An 18,109-nucleotide genomic window follows, 5' to 3' on the forward strand; every position below is an offset into this window, starting at 1 on the left:
GTCAGCTCGTTATTTGGTAACTCTTTCTTTTATCCTCTATTTAAGCGTTCCTCTAACAAATTCTTGGAACTTAATTTCTTCTTCCGAAAAGGGATTGTGATTGCTTTCTTCAAAAATCGTGAACTTGGCATTTGGAATCAATTCGGCAATTTCCTCTCCGAACTTTAACGGACATTGTGCATCGTATTTTCCTAAGTAAATATAACTTGGAATATGTATTTCTTTCAGTTCTTCTCTGATATCGAATGTCGGATATTCCATCTTGCTGAAATAATCCAAACGTGAACCGACAATTTTACCGCTATTTGGTTTTTTCATCGATTCTTTCAATTTTTCTTCTGATTGGTATGACATCAAGGCCCATTCGTAACTGATTGCCTGGCGTACTTCAACTGGAGTTGATGGTGCATTCAATAGGTCCATAATTTCAACAATTCGATTGAAATTTGGATTCTTTCTACAATAGATGCTGTTTTCATCTTTTCCGTATTCGTAACTTGCTGCAGCTCCCCCTGCAATTATTTTTGTCAGCGATGCTTGATGGATAATGGCGTATTTTAATGCCAGCATCCCGCCTGTTGAATGCCCGGCAAACGCCCACTTTTTATCGCCTAAGGCTTTTCTGATGGCCTCTAAATCGCTCACTGTTTCCTCCATGCCATATTCATCAGGTGTTGCTGCTTTTACAGAATGTCCAGCTCCACGAAGGTTAATCAAATAGACATGATAATAGTCGGTAAAGGGATCAGCCAGCAAATTTCCCTTCTGATTGAACTCGCTGTAAAGGTGAGTAATGGCTAACGGCTCACCCTCCCCTTTTTCAAAGATTTCAAAGCTTCCCCGATCTGTTTCGACGATGCGCTCTTTCCACATTTCCCATCTCCTACTTTCTGATTTTTCTTTATACACTCATCCAATCATACAATATATGTAAAATAAAAAATACGATAATTACGAATATTCCACTTTTAAATTCAATTTATCACGTGTGTCGATTAATCAACAAATGACAGACTATTCCTGCTGAGCGCAAAATGCTCGTGCAGAAATGTCGTCAGGGCATCCCGCCAAATCAGCGGCAGCGTACCGGTCAATCGCGTATGCTGAAAGGCCAGAAGTGACAAAGCTGGCAATTGAATTGTCGATTTTGTCTTTTGATAGAGCCACCGCATGAGCACATAAGCAATCAATGCCGTAAACAATTGGTTGTAGACGGCGTTGAGTGTTGTGGCTTATATGATTAAAATCAAAATGGAAGATATCGGCTTGCTTCTCATTTGAGAATATGAGAAAATTTTTGATAGTGAATATTCAAAAAACAGTTTATTAAGGAGACTTAAATGTTATCAACAAGACAACTGAACGAGATAGAACAACTTCAAAAAGAAGTCGAAGCATATGATGTACTCGAATTAAAGTTAAATTGGGAAATGCTTCGATCAAGAGATTCTAAACAACTTGATTTTTTCCATTATGAAAGTAATAAACTAATCGCTTTTATCGGATTGTATTCGTTTGGTTCGACTGTTGAAGTAACGGGAATGGTAAAACCGACAGAGCGTCGCAAAGGACATTTCACAAAGCTATTTGAAGAAGCGATGACTTCAGTACAGCAAATTGGTTATAAGAAAGTTTTGTTGAATACACCAGCCCGTGCTAAAGCAGCTCAGGATTTCCTGAAGAATCAAGGAGCCCTCTACAAATTTTCAGAACATCAAATGCAATGGGAACCACAGCCTCTTACTGCTTCAACCGGTTTCATATTACGTCAAGCTGAAAGTACAGATTTAAAAATGAGAATCCGGCTGGATGTGGAGGCATTCGATATATCCTTAGAGGATGCTACGGCAATGGAGAGCAGACTCAACGGAGAGCAAGATACAGAAATGCTGATGATTGATGTAAACAACGAGACCATCGGAAAAATCCGGATACAAAGAAGAGATAGCCAAGCATGGATTTATGGATTTTCAATTCTTCCCGAGTATCAAGGTAGAGGAATAGGACGCAAAGTACTACAACACACTGTTAAACAACAAAGTGAAGCAGGCTACTCGATTCATCTTGACGTGGAAACAAAGAATGCTCATGCCTTAAGATTGTACGAAGCAATCGGCTTTGTAGTTAAGCATGCACAAGATTACTATGTGTATCAAAAGTAATTACCAGAGTGCTCTAAACATGTTATGTTTTGGAGTATTCTTTTTTGTGTAGTAAAACTTCAGAAGTTAAAGGATAGGTAAAGAGTAAGCAGCGGAAAAGGTGGAGCGCTTGAGATATTCAAGTGTTTTTTGATTACCCATAGTTAGTCTTAGTAGAATCAGTTTTCTAATGTAATTATTAAAAGGCGTTCGTAAAATTAGAAAAACATTTAACGAATGAACGCAATTCAACTAAACTTATAAGGCAACTCTATCTTTAGGTATAAATTTTAAAAAGAGACCTATATAAAAAAAGCAGTGGCCGCGGCCACTGCTTTTTAGATGAATCGAAAAGGTTCTGTATTTATTTGTGACGACAAAAACTCACATTGCCAAGTAGGTTGCTGTTTAGACATATGGTCGACAACGCCTTGAATCATCACTTTTTCTACGTGATGGCCAGGATCGACAATATTTAGTCCGATGGCTTGTGCGTCTTGAGCCGTATGGAAATACATATCACCTGTGACATAGACATCCGCTCCAGCACGCTTAGCTTGTTGGAAGTATTTATTGCCATCTCCGCCGAGTACCGCCACCTTTTTAATAACAGCGTCTGGGTCTCCCACGATGCGTAGAGACGAAACATCCAATTGCTGTTTTGTCCAATTGGCGAATTCTACTAAAGTCATAGGTGCTACAAGCGTTCCTACACGTCCAAGTCCCATTACAGCTCTTTTGTTTTCTAAAACAAAGACATCATATGCCACTTCTTCATACGGATGTGCAGAAAGCATTGCTTTGATGACACGGTCTTTTTCGTTTTTGCGAACCACGACTTCTACTTTCGATTCCGCGGTTACTTCCATTTCACCTGCTTCTCCAATAAATGGCTTCGCTTTAGCAGTCGGACGAAAGCGCCCTGTCCCAGATAAGGTATAACTGCATCCTTCGTAATCGCCAATCGTTCCAGCTCCAGCTTTAATAAAGGCTTCACGAACAGTTTCTTCGTGAGTTTCCGGGACGAACACTGCAATTTTCACCAATTCTTCTTCATAAGTTGGCACTAATACTTTCGTGTTTTGTAAACCGAGTGATGCCGCCAATAAATCATTAACGCCGCCAATAGCCACATCCAGATTTGTATGTGCTGCGTATACGGCAATATCCGATTTTATTAGTTTTTCCATTAAACGCCCTTGCGGAAAATCTGTCTGCAAGTTTTTCATTGGTCGAAATATGGGAGGGTGATGTGCAATAATCAATCCTGCGCCTTTGGCTATTGCCTCGTCTACGACCTCTTCGTTCACATCTAACGTTACTAACACACGGTCGATTTTTTTGTTTAACGTTCCTACATGCAAACCAATCGGATCGTTTTCCATGGCCAAATATTTAGGAGACCATTTCTCAAACTCCTCAATAATTTGGTGACCGTTAGGAATTTTCACGTTGCAACACCTCTTCTACCAATTGTATTTTTTTCACTAATTCCTGTTTCTTTTCAATAATTTCGAGTGTTTGTGCAGTGGCTTCCATTGATGCTACGATTTTTTTCCATTGTGCACTTTCACGCATCCATTTTTCTTCAAAAATCACGGTTTGATTTTTTAGTAGCTCAGGACCCATCAATAATTGCTGTGGCGTCCAAAAAATGACGGCTTCCGTTTTTTCAAGCACCACTATTTCGTAAATTTTTTCATTTTCTTTTAGTATTTCTTCTTCTACAATGTCCCATCCATTTACTATAGCCCAATCACGTATTGCTTTCGCGTGAACATTTGGTTGTAAGATTAATCTTTCGATACCTACTAGTTTTTCTTTGCCTTGTTCTAATATCGAACAAATTAACGGGCCGCCCATACCTGCAATGGTGACGGTTGTAATGCCATCTTCTACATCGATTGCATCAAGACCACTTGCTAGCCGGACGTCAATTTGTTCCGCTAATTGTTCTTGCTGAACTTGTTTTTGTGCCGATTCAAAGGGACCTTTGACGACTTCTCCTGCAACGGCTTTATTCACTACGCCAGTTAGTACTAAATAACAAGGTAAGTATGCATGATCGCTGCCAATATCGGCTACGACTGCATTTTGAGGTACATAATGGGCAACTCTTGTTAACCGATGCGATAATTGTTGTGCATTCATCCAGATCCTCCTAATGTAACAGAAAAACCCTTAGCTCTAAAAGAACTAAGGGTTTTTCAGATGCTATTCGAGTGACAATACCCACTCAGCCATTGCCGCTGCGTTCGCCTCTTCAATGAGACCCGCTGGCATAGTGCCTTTACCGTTGACTAAAATATTTTCGATGTCTTCTTGTGGAAGTTCAGTAGCCACTAGTGATGGACCTACTCCGCCTTCATAGCTTGAACCGTGACAAGCGATACAGTTAGCTTGTGCAGTTGCTTCAGGATCGAAATCTCCTTCAGCTGTTTCTCCGCCTTCGCCTTCAGCAGCTTCTCCGCCACTTTCTTCTGTTGCATTTTCTTCTGCGATTTCAGCTTCGTCACTTACTCCTTGTACTGACAAGAAGAAAATTAAACCAATACCGAACGCCATGATTAAGATATAAGGTACAATTGCATTTTTTTGCATCCGTTACCCCTCCCTCTACTAAGTTCTGCTTGATGATATTATTCGTATCATTCATTATTGTACTGTATTATCAATGAAACGAAAAGTCTTAACAGATAACTTTTCCTCGTTTGTGACAAAAACGGTAATTTAATTTTTGCTTGTTGCTGTTAGAGATAGATTTGTCATGAATTTTCGAGAAATTCTTATTTCACAAAATCTTTAAAAGTAGTTTCTTATTAAGAAAAAAAGCCCCGTACGGAACAGGACTCAAAAATTGTTCTTTAGCACCCAATTTGACGCGCAATGACCATACGTTGAATTTCTGAAGTCCCTTCGCCGATTTCTAATAACTTCGCATCACGCATATAGCGTTCAACTTCATATTCCTTCATGTAGCCGTAGCCCCCATGAATTTGAATGGCTTCATCAGCCACTTCCATCGAAATTTCAGAAGCATACAATTTTGCCATCGAAGCTTCTTTAGTAAATGGACGTCCTTGATCTTTTAACCAGGCCGCTTTATAGACCATATTACGTGCCAATTCAATTTTCATTGCCATGTCGGCGAGTTTAAACTGAGTTACTTGGAACTCAGATAAGGTTTTACCAAACTGTTTGCGTTCTTTTGAGTAAGCCAGCGCTTTATTAAAGGCCGCTTGCGCAATGCCTACAGCCATAGCTGCAATACCGATACGTCCGCCATCTAATGTTACTAAAAACTGTTTAAAGCCCTCTCCACGCTTGCCTAATAGATTCTCTTTCGGTACGCGGACGTTATCTAACACTAGTTCTGTTGTATTAGAAGAATGCAGACCCATTTTTTCGTAATTATCGATAATGGTAAATCCTTCTGCGTCTGTGGGTACGATAATAGCACTAATTTCTTTTTTGCCATCAGTCATCCCCGTAATGGCTGTTATGGCTAAATGTTTCGCATGACTGGCATTGGTGATATAAACTTTGGAACCACTAATTAACCAGTCGTCGCCATCTTCTACTGCACGAGTTTCTGTTCCTCCAGCATCGGATCCCGCATTTGGTTCAGTCAATCCAAAAGCGCCAAATGACTCACCCGTACAAATGGGCGTCAAGTATTTTTCTTTCTGGTCTTCTGTTCCAAATAAATTCAGTGGTGCACCACCAAGTGAAATGTGCGCAGAATAAGTAATTCCGGTAGATGCACAGGCACGACTTAATTCTTCTGTCACAATAGCAAAGCTAGTAGTATCCGCTCCAGATCCGCCGTATTCCTCATCAAACGGTAAGCCCATCATCCCCATGTCGGACAGCTGTTTAAAGATTTCAGTCGGAAACGCTTTTGAACGGTCACGATCAATAGCGCCTGGTGCTACTACCTTATCAGCAAATTCCTTGATTGTCTTTTTGATCATCTGTTGTTCTTGTGTCAAATCGAAATTCATTTGTGTACATCCCCTTTGTTTTGAATACGCTTACATCTTTCATTATATAGGGAAAATTAAGACAAGTTCAAGCGTTAACCTTAATTCCTTTTTTAGTATCAACAAAAGAGTCACATTCCGAAAAAATTGGAATGTGACTCTAGCTGTTTTATTTATTCAAGAAAATCTTTTAACCGCTTGCTGCGCGATGGGTGGCGCAGTTTGCGCAAAGCTTTTGCTTCGATTTGACGAATTCGCTCACGCGTTACGCCAAATACTTTGCCTACCTCTTCTAACGTCCGTGTACGACCGTCATCTAAGCCGAAGCGAAGACGTAAGACGTTTTCTTCTCGATCCGTTAATGTGTCTAAAACATCCTCTAACTGCTCTTTTAATAATTCATAAGCTGCATGATCAGAAGGCGATTGGGCATCTGAATCCTCGATAAAGTCACCTAAATGCGAATCATCTTCTTCACCGATTGGTGTTTCTAATGATACCGGTTCTTGAGCAATTTTCAAGATTTCCCGAACTTTTTCTGGTAATAAATCCATTTCTTCGCCGATTTCTTCTGGAGAAGGATCACGACCAAGATCTTGCAACAATTGACGTTGAACACGAATCAATTTGTTAATGGTTTCAACCATATGAACCGGAATACGAATGGTCCGCGCTTGGTCCGCGATGGCACGGGTAATAGCCTGACGAATCCACCACGTTGCATACGTACTGAACTTAAATCCTTTAGAGTAATCAAATTTTTCTACTGCTTTGATCAAGCCCATGTTACCTTCTTGAATCAAGTCTAAAAACAACATGCCGCGACCAACATAGCGTTTTGCGATACTCACAACTAGACGCAAGTTGGCTTCAGCAAGACGTTTTTTTGCTTCTTCGTCACCTTGTTCAATCAATTTCGCTAAGCGAACTTCTTCTTCTGCTTTTAGCAGATCAACGCGTCCGATTTCTTTCAAATACATGCGGACAGGGTCATTGATTTTAACACCAGGTGGTACGCTTAAATCATTTAAATCGAATTTATCTTCTGTCGGTTTCATCAAACGATCCAAATGTTCTTCATCATCAGATTTACGTTCTAATTCGATACCGTGACCTTCTAGTTGGTCAATAAACTCTTCTACTGCATCGGATTCCATTTCGAAAACCGCTAATTTATCAGCAATTTGTTCGTAATTGAGTTCTCCGGTTTTTTTACCTGTTTCGATTAGCTGTTTTTTTGCTTCTTCCACAGTCGCTTCCGGACCTTCAGTAGTCAATGGAACATTGCTTGCTTCAACTTCAGTTTGGCGTTCAGATTTCTCGGCCATTTGACTTCCTCCTTTAAAAAAACCGGAATTAACTTATAGTGATTTGCGTAAAGCAATCACTTCTTGAGCAAGAAGTAAAGCGCGCTTTAAGTCATGCTGTTTTTCCGCTTCTTTTGATTGCTGGATTTTCAGATTAATTTGCTGTTCGACCCGATGTTTGTGCAGATGCTTTAAACAATCGGAAATTTCTTCATCCGCGTGTTCCGGATCGCGTTCAGATAAGGCCGTTTCCATAACTAGTTTACGGAGTTCTGTATCTTGAAGCGTCTCTAAAAACTTGTGAAAATCTGCTTTATCCCATTCCTCATAAAAACCGAGCAATTGAACATACAGCGCCCGGAATTCTTCACTGATAAATGGAATGTCATTGTCTTCAACTACTAATTTCTCCATAACTGATGGATCTGCTAGAGCATGTGACAACAACATCCGTTCTGCTCTGTGCAGTGATGTAACCTGTTTGGGTGCTTTTTTAGCAGTTTTTACTACCGGCGGTTCAGGCCGGTTACGCTCAATTGTTTTGTTTTCTAACTTTCGGTAATGCTGCAGGATAGCTTCCTGAGATAATCCAGTTTCTACTGATAATTGCTTTATATATAAATCTCGCTCTAAAGGCGAAGATCTACCAGCCAATAGTTGTAGCACTTCCTGAATGTATTGCAATAAGTCATTTTCATATTGAAAATTTTTATGTCTTCGGGCATGCATCATCGCAAATGCAATAAATGCATGAGGCTTTCCAATAATCTGTTCTTTAAAGGCTTCTGCACCATTTTCACGAACAAAATCATCAGGGTCCATTTTACCTGGCAGAACAGCTACTTCCACTTTGAAGTTTTCTTCATTCAAGGAAATTGCTGCTCTTTTGGCAGCTTCCCAGCCTGCGTCATCGCCATCAAAACAAATGACCACTTCTTGTGCAAAGCGTTTCATTTGCCGAATATGCTGGGCAGTAAGTGAAGTACCCATAGTTGCTAAAGCATTATCGACTCCTGCTTTACCCGCTGCAATAACATCCATAAACCCTTCAAACAAAATGATTTTCCGATTTTTACGGATGGCACTTCTTGCATGATGCACATTATAGAGCACTTGGCTTTTTTGGAAAATCGGAGATTCTGGGCTGTTCATGTATTTGGCTTCTTGTTTGGTGTGCTCAAGAACCCTTCCCGAAAAGGCAATCACTTTACCTGTTTCGTTCATGATAGGGAACATAATTCTACCACGGAATCGATCGAAATAGCCGCTTGACTGCTCACGAGGAATGCCTAATCCACTTGCTTCTAGCTCTTCTTCGCTAAAGCCTTTTCGCTTTAAGGCAGATGCCATGTAATTCCATTCCGGAAGCGACCAGCCAATTTTGTTTTTCTCAATAATTTCTCGAGTAAAGCCCCTATTTTCCAAATAGTCCAGTGCTGCTTGGCCTTCTTCTGTATTCAATAGAATATGGTGGTACATGTCCGCAGCAAACTCGTGCATCAGAACCAATTGGTGATCGCTTTTTGATTGCACGGGACCCGATTCAGCAGACGACTGTATATCGACATCTATACCTGAGCGACTTCCCAGTCTCGATAAAGCTTCCTGAAACGTTAAATTTTCAATATCCATCAAAAAAGTGATGACATTGCCACCAGCTCCACAACCAAAACAATGAAAAATCTGCTTATCGGCAGTAACAGAAAAAGATGGTGTACTTTCTCCATGGAAAGGGCAAAGGCCGAACCAATTTCTGCCCCTTTTTGTTAGCTGAACATACTCACCGACGACATCCACAATATCTGTGCTAGATCGGATTTTTTCGATCACTTCTTCAGGAACTCGATTGGACATTATTTTCACCATCTTTGTTTGCTTAACTACTTTAATTCGTGATGTAAAGACAAAATCCTTCATTTTTCGACAAAAAGATAAAGCAAACTATTTTATCCACTAGTAAGCTTTAGCCACAATTCTTCATTATAAAACGTTTTTATTAAAAAATCCACAAAAAAAGAAAGAAAAACCGCCCATGAAGGGAGTTTTTCCAAAATCATTTTTGGCGTTTGCTTAATATCAAATTAGCCGTTTCTTCGACAGCCCGATTTGTTACGTCTACTATTTCACAGCCAATGCGATCGACCACTTTATGAAAATGATCGATTTCTTCGTGAATTCGATCGATTTTCGCATAATTAGCGTCATCATTTAACCCAAGAGCAATCAATCGTTCTTTACGAATGTGGTTAAGCTTATCCGGTGAGATAATCAAACCAAAGCATTTTTTTGGATCTACGTGGTAAAGTTCTTCCGGTGGGTCAACTTCTGGCACCAATGGTACGTTTGCAACTTTCAGCCGCTTGTGCGCCAAGTACTGGGATAACGGCGTCTTAGAAGTTCTAGATATCCCGACCAAAACGATATCGGCCATTAAAATGCCTCGCGGATCTCGTCCGTCGTCATATTTAACTGCAAACTCAATAGCTTCGACTTTTTTGAAGTAGTCATCGTCTAGTTTCCGAACCAAACCGGCTTCTTGTAGAGGTCTTGCATTTAGTTCTTGTGCTAGCGCATCCAAGAGAGGACCCATAAGATCGACTGCTGTTACACGAAATTTAGCAGTTTCTACCTGCATATAGTCTCTCAAATCTTGTGAAACTAACGTATAAACGATAAAAGCTTGTTGGGCGACAGCCAATTTAATAATCTCTTGCAAATGCTCGATCGAATCAATGTAAGGAAATCGTTTCAATACCGCATTTTGATCTGCATTTAAGTATTGGCTGATTGCCGCTTTTGCGACGAGTTCGCCTGTTTCACCGACCGAATCGGAAACAATGAACAATCGGAGTGAATTCATAATTGACACCTCACAAATCGTGGTTTTCAGATAGTGATAAAAACGCACGAGTAATATTCGTTTTTGTTAATCTGCCGACAACTTTAAAGCCATCTGGCTGTTCTTCTACTACTGGCAAGGCATCAATCTGCTGATTAATCAACCGATGTGCTGCTTGGATTAAAGACTCATTTTTTGCACAATAAGTGATGTTGGGCATACGCGTCATAATAATATGTACAGGAATACTCGTGAGATTTTGACTACCCAAACTTGCACGCAGTAGATCTTTTCTCGACAGCACACCAGACAAATACGATTTTTTATCTACCACAAAAAGTGTTCCAACATCATCCAAGAACATTTGGCTAATGGCATCGTAAACACTAACATCTTCTCGAACAACAACCGGAATCGACTGAAAATCCTTGACCTTCATGTTGTTCATCGTATCTGTTACGTCTTGCCCTGGTTTTTTACCCGAATAAAAATAGCCAACACGCGGACGGGCATCTAAAAAGCCTGCCATAGTCAGGATGGCTAAATCAGGTCGTAACGTCGATCTAGTTAAACTCAAGCGATCCGCTATTTGTTCGCCAGTAATCGGTCCGTTGCCTTTAACGATTTGCAATATTTCCTCTTGTCGTTTATTGAGTTCGATTGGACTCACCGCCTCAAAATATATATATGTTATACTCAATATCAATTATTATATACTAATGAACGTGATATTGCGAAGAAAACATTGCCGTGGTACAATATGAACGAACTCATATAGAGGCAATGACGGATAGATAAGTACTGTAACTTAAAGCGAGCAGGGATAGTGGAAGCCTGCATCTACAGGAAACGGTGATCCAGAGCCAATGTTATTTTAAAGTGGACTGTCTTTTGCAGTCAATCGAGGTGGAACCGCGGGTCTTAACGTACTCGTCCTCGGACATGGAGACATGTCCGAGGACGAGTGCGATTTTTTATTTTATGGAGGTAATTTTATGTCAATGGAAGATGTAGTAGCATTAGCAAAACACAGAGGCTTTGTATTCCCGGGCTCTGAAATTTACGGAGGATTGGCGAACACGTGGGATTATGGGCCACTTGGCGTTGAACTGAAAAACAATATTAAAAAAGCATGGTGGAAAAAATTCGTTCAAGAATCTCCTTATAACGTAGGACTTGACGCTGCTATTTTGATGAACCCGAAAACGTGGGTAGCTTCTGGGCATGTCGGTAACTTTAACGACCCAATGATCGACTGTAAGAGCTGTAAAACTCGCCACCGTGCGGACAAATTAATCGAAGATGCATTAGATGCTAAAGGCATTGAATTGATCGTGGATGGATTATCTTTTGATCGCATGGCAGAATTAATTCAAGAACATGAAGTAAAATGCCCAACATGTGGTAAACAAGATTATACGGACATCCGCCAATTCAATTTGATGTTCAAAACTTTCCAAGGCGTTACTGAAGCTTCAACAAATGAAATCTTTTTACGTCCAGAAACAGCTCAAGGAATTTTCGTTAACTACAAAAACGTTCAACGTTCAATGCGCAAAAAAATGCCGTTTGGTATTGCACAAATCGGTAAAAGTTTCCGGAACGAAATCACACCTGGTAACTTTACGTTCCGGACACGTGAATTTGAACAAATGGAACTTGAATTTTTCTGCAAGCCTGGTGAAGATTTGGAGTGGTACGCTTACTGGCGCGATTTCTGCAAAAACTGGTTGCTGAACTTGGATATGACTGAAGACAATATGCGCCTGCGTGAGCATGACGAAGATGAACTTTCACATTACTCAAACGCAACTGTGGATATCGAATACAAATTCCCATTTGGCTGGGGCGAGCTTTGGGGAATCGCAGATCGTACCGATTTTGACTTGAAACGCCATATGGAACATTCAGGAGAAGATTTTAATTACATCGATCCTGTAACTAACGAACGTTTTGTGCCTTATTGCATCGAGCCATCTCTTGGAGCTGACCGCGTTACACTCGCTTTCTTAGTAGATGCTTACACAGAGGAAGCACTTGAAAACGACGACAAACGCACAGTATTGAAGTTCCACCCAGCTTTAGCTCCTTACAAAGCGGCAATTCTTCCGTTATCTAAAAAATTAGCAGAAGGCGCAACAGGCGTGTTTGCTGACCTAGCTAAGCACTTTATGGTAGACTACGACGAGTCGCAATCGATCGGTAAACGTTACCGCCGCCAAGACGAAATCGGTACACCCTTCTGTATCACATACGACTTTGATTCCGTAGAAGACGGTCAAGTTACAGTACGTCACCGTGATTCAATGGAGCAAACACGTATGCCAATTGCTGAAGTACAAGCATATATCGAAAAACATATTCAGTTTTAAGTAAGAAAGGCGGAAACGGCCGCTTAGCTCTGACAGGCATAAGACGATCTGGTGAAGCGGCGTCTTTTCAGCCGCACAACCTGATTGGCTTATGACCCGAAGAGCTGGCCGGTGAAGCTAGACACTGAAAAGCGGAAACGGCCGTTTAGCTCTGACAGGCATAAGACGATCTGGTGAAGCGGCGTCTTTTCAGCCGCACAACCTGATTGGCTTATGACCCGAAGAGCTGGCCGGTGAAGCTAGACACTGAAAAGCGGAAGTTCCAAAAGAAGTGGTGGACTGAGTCTATTCCACCACTTCTTTATTTTTTTTAATAGCCGACGTGACTTATTCCTTTCAAAAAAGAGCTGCTCAAAAGACTATTCGTCTTTTGGCAGCTCTTCTTTTTTAGGTAAAAATCCTGGTGTTCGCTCTAATTGTTCGAGAAATTTTCGTGACTTTAAGCGAATCCCTGCTTTTTCCTCATAAATTGTACGAACAATTTGTTTCAGCAAGCTCTTGGATTCTTTTTTCAACGTTAAGGAGCCTACACGGTCAATTGGCACAAAGTAAAAGGTGCGAATCAACTTCACTAACGCTGGACTCAAACGAATAATGTAGCGATCGATATGAAAACAACGATGACAAAGAAATCCGAGTTCTTGAAATGAAAATGCAAATTCTCCTTCTGTCGCTCCACAATTAGCACATTGATGAAGCGTCGGCGTTAAGCCTGCTGTCTGGAGCATTTTCCATTCCACAAACAAAGTAATAGCTTCAGGGTCGTAGCCTTCATCAATTGCATGAAGCGCCTGGAACAGCATATCAAAAATTGCAGGCTGTGGCTCGTCTTGTTCAGTTAGTCGATCAATCAATTCAGTAACGTAACTAGCGTACGCAGTCGACATAATGTCTTCTCGAATATGCCGCAACGATTCTAGCGGATCCCCTGCTTGCAAGGTACCCATGCCTCTTCCTTTGTAAACAGAAAATGTTCCATGAGTAAAAACCTGCGTAATGGCCGCTAAGCGACTAGCGGGTTTTTTTGCACCTCTTGCCATACAAGTAATTTTCCCTGCTTCTCTCGTAAACAAAGTGACGATTTTATTAGTTTCGCCGTAAGGCATCGTACGAATGACAATTCCCTCTACTTGGCTTTGCATGGGAAGGACTCCTTAGTATTCGTCTTCTCTAAAGCCAAAATCACGTAAATGCATGGCTTTGTTACGCCAATCTTTTTGCACTTTAACCCAAAGTTCTAAATACACCTTTGACCCAAGCAAGTTTTCGATATCTTGACGGGCACGTGTACCAATTTGTTTGAGCAAAACACCTTTTTTACCGATAACGATGCCTTTTTGAGAATCACGCTCAACCATAATTGTTGCTTGTATACGAATCATGTCTTTATTTTCGGAATCGGGTGCGATTTTTTCAATGACCACAGCAATCGAATGCGGAATTTCTTCGCGCGTTAAATGCAAAGCCTTTTCACGGATAAGCTCAGAAATGATAAAGCGTTCTGGATGATCTGTAATTTGATCTGCTGGATAATATTGCGGTCCTTCTGGAAGACGTTCGCTAATTTTTGCCAACAAAGTCTCCACATTATTGCCTTCTAGCGCTGAAATCGGAATTGCTTCAGCGAAGTCAAATTCTTTGCTGTACGACTCGATAATTTTCGGTAAATTATCAGGGTGTACTTGGTCGATTTTATTAAGAACTAGAAACACCGGTACATCAATGCCTTTTAACATATCCAGTACATAGCGATCTTCTTTACCAACGCGGTCGACACCACTTGCTACAAACAATAAAACGTCAACTTCTCGGAACGTATTTTTTGCTACTTTCAGCATAAAATCGCCTAATTTATGACGCGGTTCGTTAATGCCTGGTGTATCAATAAAAATCATTTGGTTGTCATTCGTCGTCACAACGCCTTGCACTTTGTTTCTGGTCGTTTGAGGCTTGTCACTCATAATGGCAATTTTTTGACCTACAACGCGGTTAAGGAATGTCGACTTGCCGACGTTCGGACGACCGATGATTGAAATAAATCCTGATTTGAAACCGTTATTCTCTGGCTGCATATTTTAAATCCTCCGTTGAAAATGCGCCGGGAAGCAATTCGCTAATTGTTGTTTCCTGGACGTCACCTTTTAAATTTGTTAAGTAAACTGGCATATCTGGCGGACAGAACTCAGCTAACACTTGTCTACACGCGCCACACGGCGATACAGGACCTGAAGTGTCGGCTGAAACAGCTAATGCCACAAAGCTCTTGTCGCCTTCAGACACCGCTTTAAAAACCGCTGTGCGCTCTGCACAGTTCGTTAACGAATAACCGGCATTTTCAATATTACAACCTAGATATACTTTGCCTTCAGCTGTCAGTAATGCTGCGCCGACAGGAAACTTCGAATAAGGTACGTAGGCATTGCCGCGTGCTTTTATCGCTTGCTCCATCAATTGTTCTTTTTCCATTTTAATCACCTCTGCGAATTTAAAACCATTTGGGTAGAAATATTAGTAAACCAATTATAGCACTTGCCACGGCAAATACCAAAACTGCACCTGCCGCCATATCCTTGGCCTGCTTAGCAAGTGGCTGGAAATCGGTTGTCGCTAAGTCAACTACGCGTTCAATGGCTGAATTCACCATTTCTAATGCCAGCATCCCTGCGATTAATAAAATAACAACGAACCATTCCACATGAGATATTCTTGTCAAGCAGCCAGCAAGTACCACGATGATCGCTGCGATCAAATGAAATCTGATGTTTTGTTCTCGCTTGAAAGCAGTCACTATGCCTGCTGTTGCAAATCGAAAAGAGCGTAAAAACTTACGCATCATCATTCGAATCACGCGTAATTCCAAGTGACAGCAAAATGGCATCTTGACGAGAAAACATTTTCTTTTCATCTTCTTCTGTCAAATGATCATAGCCGAGCAAATGCAAGAAGCCATGAACCGCCAAAAAGCCAAGCTCTCGTTCAAACGAATGGCCATAATCTGTTGCTTGTTTTTTAGTACGATCGAGTGAAATAATAATATCTCCAAGCATACGCGGCTCTGATGAACCAATGATGGCCGTTTCACCTTCACCTAATTCCTCCATAGCAAAAGAAATGACATCCGTCGGTTGGTCTTTCCCCCGGTATTCACGGTTAATATCGCGAATCATTTCATCAGTAACAAATGTTACCGATACCTCAGATTCTCCTACCGCTTCTTCTTTAGCTGCATGCTCCAGTATGTTTTGCACAAAATCCAATTCTGGTTGTTTCAGTGTTTCTGTTTCATCCATAAAATCAATCGCTATCATAATAGTCCTCCTATCAATTAGGTTCTTTCGGATACTCAATACGAGAATGGAAAATGCCATTCAGCGTTTCACACATCACTTTTTTTACCGTTTTCAGTTCTTTTAGCGATAAATCACATTCTTCAAATTGCCCATCTTTTAGTTTATCTTCTACTATGGCATCTACCAATTTTTTTATCTTTTCTGATGTTGGCTCTTTCATTGAGCGAACTGCTGCTTCTAAGCTGTCTGCTATGCAAATAATGGCAATTTCTTTTGTTTGGGGTTTTGGCCCTACGTATCGGTACGACTCTTCTTCAACATCTGAATCGATGTCTTTGGCCTTATAATAGAAAAACTTCAAAAGACTCGTGCCATGGTGTTGCGCTGCCACATCAACGATTTCTTTCGGCATTTTGTACTTCTTCAATATTTGAGCTCCTTGCACACCGTGCGCTAGAATAATATCTCGACTTTTTTCCGGTGGCAAACGATCGTGTGGATTTTCGATATTCACTTGATTTTCGATAAAAAATTGCGGATATTTTGTTTTACCGATATCGTGGTAATAACAACCAACTCTCGCAAGCAATCCATTAGCTCCAATCGCTTCACAAGAAGCGTCCGCCAAATTGGCAACCATAAGGCTATGATGATACGTACCCGGTGTTTCCGTCAAAATTTTCTTTAGTAACGGATGATTCGGATTTGACAACTCGATCAAACGCATCGTTGATAACATACCAAATACCGATTCAAAAAAGGGCAAGAAACCAATGGCTAGTGCACCCGATAATAACCCCGATACAATCGCTGCGGTAAAATAAAAGCCGATCTCTGTCCAATTATACTGTGTTTGGCCAATCAATAGGTAAAAAGCGACAAAAAGCACATTAGCTCCAGCTACCGCTAAACTAACTTGCAACAGACGCCCTCTGCCACCATCTCGTTCAATTAAATAAATCGCAGTTAATCCTCCAAATAAAATATAAAAAGCAATGTCCACTTGCAACGAAGACGAATAGCCGCTTGGCAACATAATTCCTGCTGCTGCACTGACCAAAATCGTGATAAAAACAGCGGCCCGTTCGTTAACGAGCAAACGAACAAGAATACCAGCTAATGCCGTAGGAAAAATAAACGAAATCACTAAATCGAAATTTTCACTGACTGCTGATAATAATTTCATCAACAGCAACGAGATGGTAACAGCTATTAGTATGACAAGCATCTCAGTGACCTTGCCTTTATCATCCCTTTGCGACCGAAAGATAACGGACAGCAAGAGACCCGTAGTAATGATGACAAAAACCAACAAACCAAGCAACGGTTTATAGTTCTGTTGTTCTTCTGTCATGCCCGCTAGTTCTAATTGTCGATAAACTTCTCGATCTACTATTTGACCTTCTTGAACAAGAACTTGTCCTTGTAAAATACGAGTGGGCTCCACGCTGTTGCGCACCTGTTCTATTTGACTCGCTGTGAGCTCTTCATTAACCAATTCATTGGCAATTATACCAAATCGTCCAATGGTTACTGCCGCTTGAACAACCTCATCTGGAATTTGCTGATTCCGGCGAATTTCCTGCTCAATTTCAGTACGACTACGTGCCACTTCTTCTATTCGTATTGGTTCGTTTAAATAGGATGTTAACACCTCATCTAACTGTTCTTGAATGCCAATAAGACTATCGTCTGAAAGAGACACCAAAGACTCCAACATGTCATCTGTTAAACGCAGACCATTTTCACTAGTTTCCAGTAAGCGCAGATCTTCCGTGAGTTTCGCAATCATAGCGTCACGAGAAAGTTTCTCTTGTCCTTTTTCAGGCGCAGCTTTTACGTCTAACAAATAACCAAACAGCGAATCGATTAAGGCTATTTGATTATCGACGATCTCATCCATAAATTGATAGCTTGGCGCTACTTCTTCAGTAAGTCGTTGCCGTTCAATTTCCGTCTTAACCGGGTCCTCGACTGTTTTCTCCGAACGAATGGTTTCAGTCGATAGTTGAAACAGTTGGATATCGTATGTATCGCTTTGGACAGAGTCCATCAAACAAGCATATAGGATTATGCCAGTCAACAAGATGCCAGCCATCATTATTTTCCGGTAACCCAATTTCTCAAAGATTTCTTGTACTCTTTGACGCATGCCAGTACACCCCACATTTCCTATT

Annotated in this window: 17 protein-coding genes; 2 read left to right on the top strand and 15 right to left on the bottom strand. The window is 40.9% G+C overall.

Annotated elements, in window-relative coordinates; genetic code table 11:
- Positions 1-36: 36 nt before the first annotated feature.
- Positions 37-873, bottom strand: coding sequence for an alpha/beta fold hydrolase (locus tag FQ085_RS06805; RefSeq protein WP_149456257.1), 837 nt, complete (start codon positions 871-873; stop codon positions 37-39).
- A gap of 467 nt (positions 874-1,340) precedes the next feature.
- Here FQ085_RS06805 and FQ085_RS06815 point away from each other — a divergent pair, with 467 nt between their 5' ends.
- Positions 1,341-2,162 carry a GNAT family N-acetyltransferase gene (locus FQ085_RS06815; RefSeq protein ID WP_149456258.1) on the top strand — a complete coding sequence of 274 codons (822 nt, stop codon included), beginning with the start codon at positions 1,341-1,343 and terminating at the stop codon, positions 2,160-2,162.
- A gap of 317 nt (positions 2,163-2,479) precedes the next feature.
- Here FQ085_RS06815 and FQ085_RS06820 read toward each other — a convergent pair whose 3' ends face one another.
- From FQ085_RS06820 to ccpN, 8 genes are all read right to left on the bottom strand, one after another.
- A complete protein-coding gene (locus FQ085_RS06820; protein ID WP_058385549.1) occupies positions 2,480-3,592 on the bottom strand; it encodes a Nif3-like dinuclear metal center hexameric protein in 1,113 nt (370 codons plus the stop codon).
- Entirely contained in the window at positions 3,579-4,292 is a 714-nt protein-coding gene (locus FQ085_RS06825; protein ID WP_058385550.1) for a tRNA (adenine(22)-N(1))-methyltransferase, read from the bottom strand. The genes FQ085_RS06820 and FQ085_RS06825 overlap by 14 nt, the downstream gene beginning before the upstream one ends.
- Before the next feature lie 63 nt (positions 4,293-4,355).
- Entirely contained in the window at positions 4,356-4,742 is a 387-nt protein-coding gene (gene cccA / locus FQ085_RS06830; protein ID WP_058385551.1) for a cytochrome c550, read from the bottom strand.
- 263 nt (positions 4,743-5,005) lie between these two features.
- Positions 5,006-6,145: an acyl-CoA dehydrogenase gene (locus tag FQ085_RS06835; protein ID WP_149456259.1), complete on the bottom strand. Its 1,140-nt coding sequence runs from the start codon at positions 6,143-6,145 to the stop codon at positions 5,006-5,008.
- Between the two features lie 152 nt (positions 6,146-6,297).
- A complete protein-coding gene (gene rpoD, locus FQ085_RS06840; RefSeq protein ID WP_058385553.1) occupies positions 6,298-7,452 on the bottom strand; it encodes an RNA polymerase sigma factor RpoD in 1,155 nt (384 codons plus the stop codon).
- Between the two features lie 33 nt (positions 7,453-7,485).
- Complete coding sequence (gene dnaG / locus FQ085_RS06845; protein WP_149456260.1) at positions 7,486-9,285, bottom strand: DNA primase; 1,800 nt, start codon at positions 9,283-9,285, stop codon at positions 7,486-7,488.
- Positions 9,286-9,484: 199 nt separating this feature from the next.
- Positions 9,485-10,291: a pyruvate, water dikinase regulatory protein gene (locus FQ085_RS06850; RefSeq protein ID WP_058385555.1), complete on the bottom strand. Its 807-nt coding sequence runs from the start codon at positions 10,289-10,291 to the stop codon at positions 9,485-9,487.
- Positions 10,292-10,301: 10 nt separating this feature from the next.
- Positions 10,302-10,940: a transcriptional regulator CcpN gene (ccpN, locus tag FQ085_RS06855; RefSeq protein WP_058385556.1), complete on the bottom strand. Its 639-nt coding sequence runs from the start codon at positions 10,938-10,940 to the stop codon at positions 10,302-10,304.
- Positions 10,941-11,265: 325 nt separating this feature from the next.
- Between ccpN and FQ085_RS06860 the strand changes: the two genes are divergently transcribed.
- Entirely contained in the window at positions 11,266-12,642 is a 1,377-nt protein-coding gene (locus FQ085_RS06860) for a glycine--tRNA ligase (RefSeq protein WP_058385557.1), read from the top strand.
- 359 nt (positions 12,643-13,001) lie between these two features.
- Here FQ085_RS06860 and recO read toward each other — a convergent pair whose 3' ends face one another.
- From recO to FQ085_RS06890, 6 genes are read right to left on the bottom strand one after another with little or no spacing between them, the layout of a single operon-like run.
- Positions 13,002-13,784 carry a DNA repair protein RecO gene (gene recO / locus FQ085_RS06865; RefSeq protein WP_149456261.1) on the bottom strand — a complete coding sequence of 261 codons (783 nt, stop codon included), beginning with the start codon at positions 13,782-13,784 and terminating at the stop codon, positions 13,002-13,004.
- A gap of 12 nt (positions 13,785-13,796) precedes the next feature.
- Positions 13,797-14,714, bottom strand: coding sequence for a GTPase Era (gene era, locus FQ085_RS06870; RefSeq protein WP_058385559.1), 918 nt, complete (start codon positions 14,712-14,714; stop codon positions 13,797-13,799).
- On the bottom strand, positions 14,698-15,108 hold the full coding sequence (locus FQ085_RS06875; protein WP_149456262.1) for a cytidine deaminase: 411 nt from the start codon (positions 15,106-15,108) through the stop codon (positions 14,698-14,700). Before FQ085_RS06875 ends, era begins: the two co-directional genes overlap by 17 nt.
- 19 nt (positions 15,109-15,127) lie before the next feature.
- Positions 15,128-15,481 carry a diacylglycerol kinase family protein gene (locus FQ085_RS06880; RefSeq protein ID WP_058385561.1) on the bottom strand — a complete coding sequence of 118 codons (354 nt, stop codon included), beginning with the start codon at positions 15,479-15,481 and terminating at the stop codon, positions 15,128-15,130.
- Positions 15,468-15,953 carry an rRNA maturation RNase YbeY gene (ybeY, locus tag FQ085_RS06885; RefSeq protein WP_281251064.1) on the bottom strand — a complete coding sequence of 162 codons (486 nt, stop codon included), beginning with the start codon at positions 15,951-15,953 and terminating at the stop codon, positions 15,468-15,470. The genes FQ085_RS06880 and ybeY overlap by 14 nt, the downstream gene beginning before the upstream one ends.
- A gap of 10 nt (positions 15,954-15,963) precedes the next feature.
- Positions 15,964-18,084: an HD family phosphohydrolase gene (locus FQ085_RS06890; RefSeq protein WP_149456263.1), complete on the bottom strand. Its 2,121-nt coding sequence runs from the start codon at positions 18,082-18,084 to the stop codon at positions 15,964-15,966.
- Between the last annotated feature and the right edge of the window lie 25 nt (positions 18,085-18,109).

It is taken from the genome of Planococcus sp. ANT_H30 (assembly GCF_008369335.1).
In the GTDB taxonomy this organism is placed as follows: Bacteria; Bacillota; Bacilli; order Bacillales_A; family Planococcaceae; genus Planococcus; species Planococcus kocurii.

Excerpts from the sequence above, each read along its gene's own strand:
- FQ085_RS06880 (WP_058385561.1), bottom strand. The coding sequence starts at position 15,481 with ATGATGATGCGTAAGTTTTTACGCTCTTTTCGATTTGCAACAGCAGGC.
- recO (WP_149456261.1), bottom strand. The coding sequence starts at position 13,784 with ATGCAAAGCCAAGTAGAGGGAATTGTCATTCGTACGATGCCTTACGGC.
- FQ085_RS06875 (WP_149456262.1), bottom strand. The coding sequence starts at position 15,108 with ATGGAAAAAGAACAATTGATGGAGCAAGCGATAAAAGCACGCGGCAAT.
- FQ085_RS06805 (WP_149456257.1), bottom strand. The coding sequence starts at position 873 with ATGTGGAAAGAGCGCATCGTCGAAACAGATCGGGGAAGCTTTGAAATC.
- FQ085_RS06835 (WP_149456259.1), bottom strand. The coding sequence starts at position 6,145 with ATGAATTTCGATTTGACACAAGAACAACAGATGATCAAAAAGACAATC.
- FQ085_RS06825 (WP_058385550.1), bottom strand. The coding sequence starts at position 4,292 with ATGAATGCACAACAATTATCGCATCGGTTAACAAGAGTTGCCCATTAT.
- rpoD (WP_058385553.1), bottom strand. The coding sequence starts at position 7,452 with ATGGCCGAGAAATCTGAACGCCAAACTGAAGTTGAAGCAAGCAATGTT.
- era (WP_058385559.1), bottom strand. The coding sequence starts at position 14,714 with ATGCAGCCAGAGAATAACGGTTTCAAATCAGGATTTATTTCAATCATC.
- FQ085_RS06850 (WP_058385555.1), bottom strand. The coding sequence starts at position 10,291 with ATGAATTCACTCCGATTGTTCATTGTTTCCGATTCGGTCGGTGAAACA.
- dnaG (WP_149456260.1), bottom strand. The coding sequence starts at position 9,285 with ATGTCCAATCGAGTTCCTGAAGAAGTGATCGAAAAAATCCGATCTAGC.
- FQ085_RS06890 (WP_149456263.1), bottom strand. The coding sequence starts at position 18,084 with ATGCGTCAAAGAGTACAAGAAATCTTTGAGAAATTGGGTTACCGGAAA.
- FQ085_RS06860 (WP_058385557.1), top strand. The coding sequence starts at position 11,266 with ATGTCAATGGAAGATGTAGTAGCATTAGCAAAACACAGAGGCTTTGTA.
- FQ085_RS06815 (WP_149456258.1), top strand. The coding sequence starts at position 1,341 with ATGTTATCAACAAGACAACTGAACGAGATAGAACAACTTCAAAAAGAA.
- cccA (WP_058385551.1), bottom strand. The coding sequence starts at position 4,742 with ATGCAAAAAAATGCAATTGTACCTTATATCTTAATCATGGCGTTCGGT.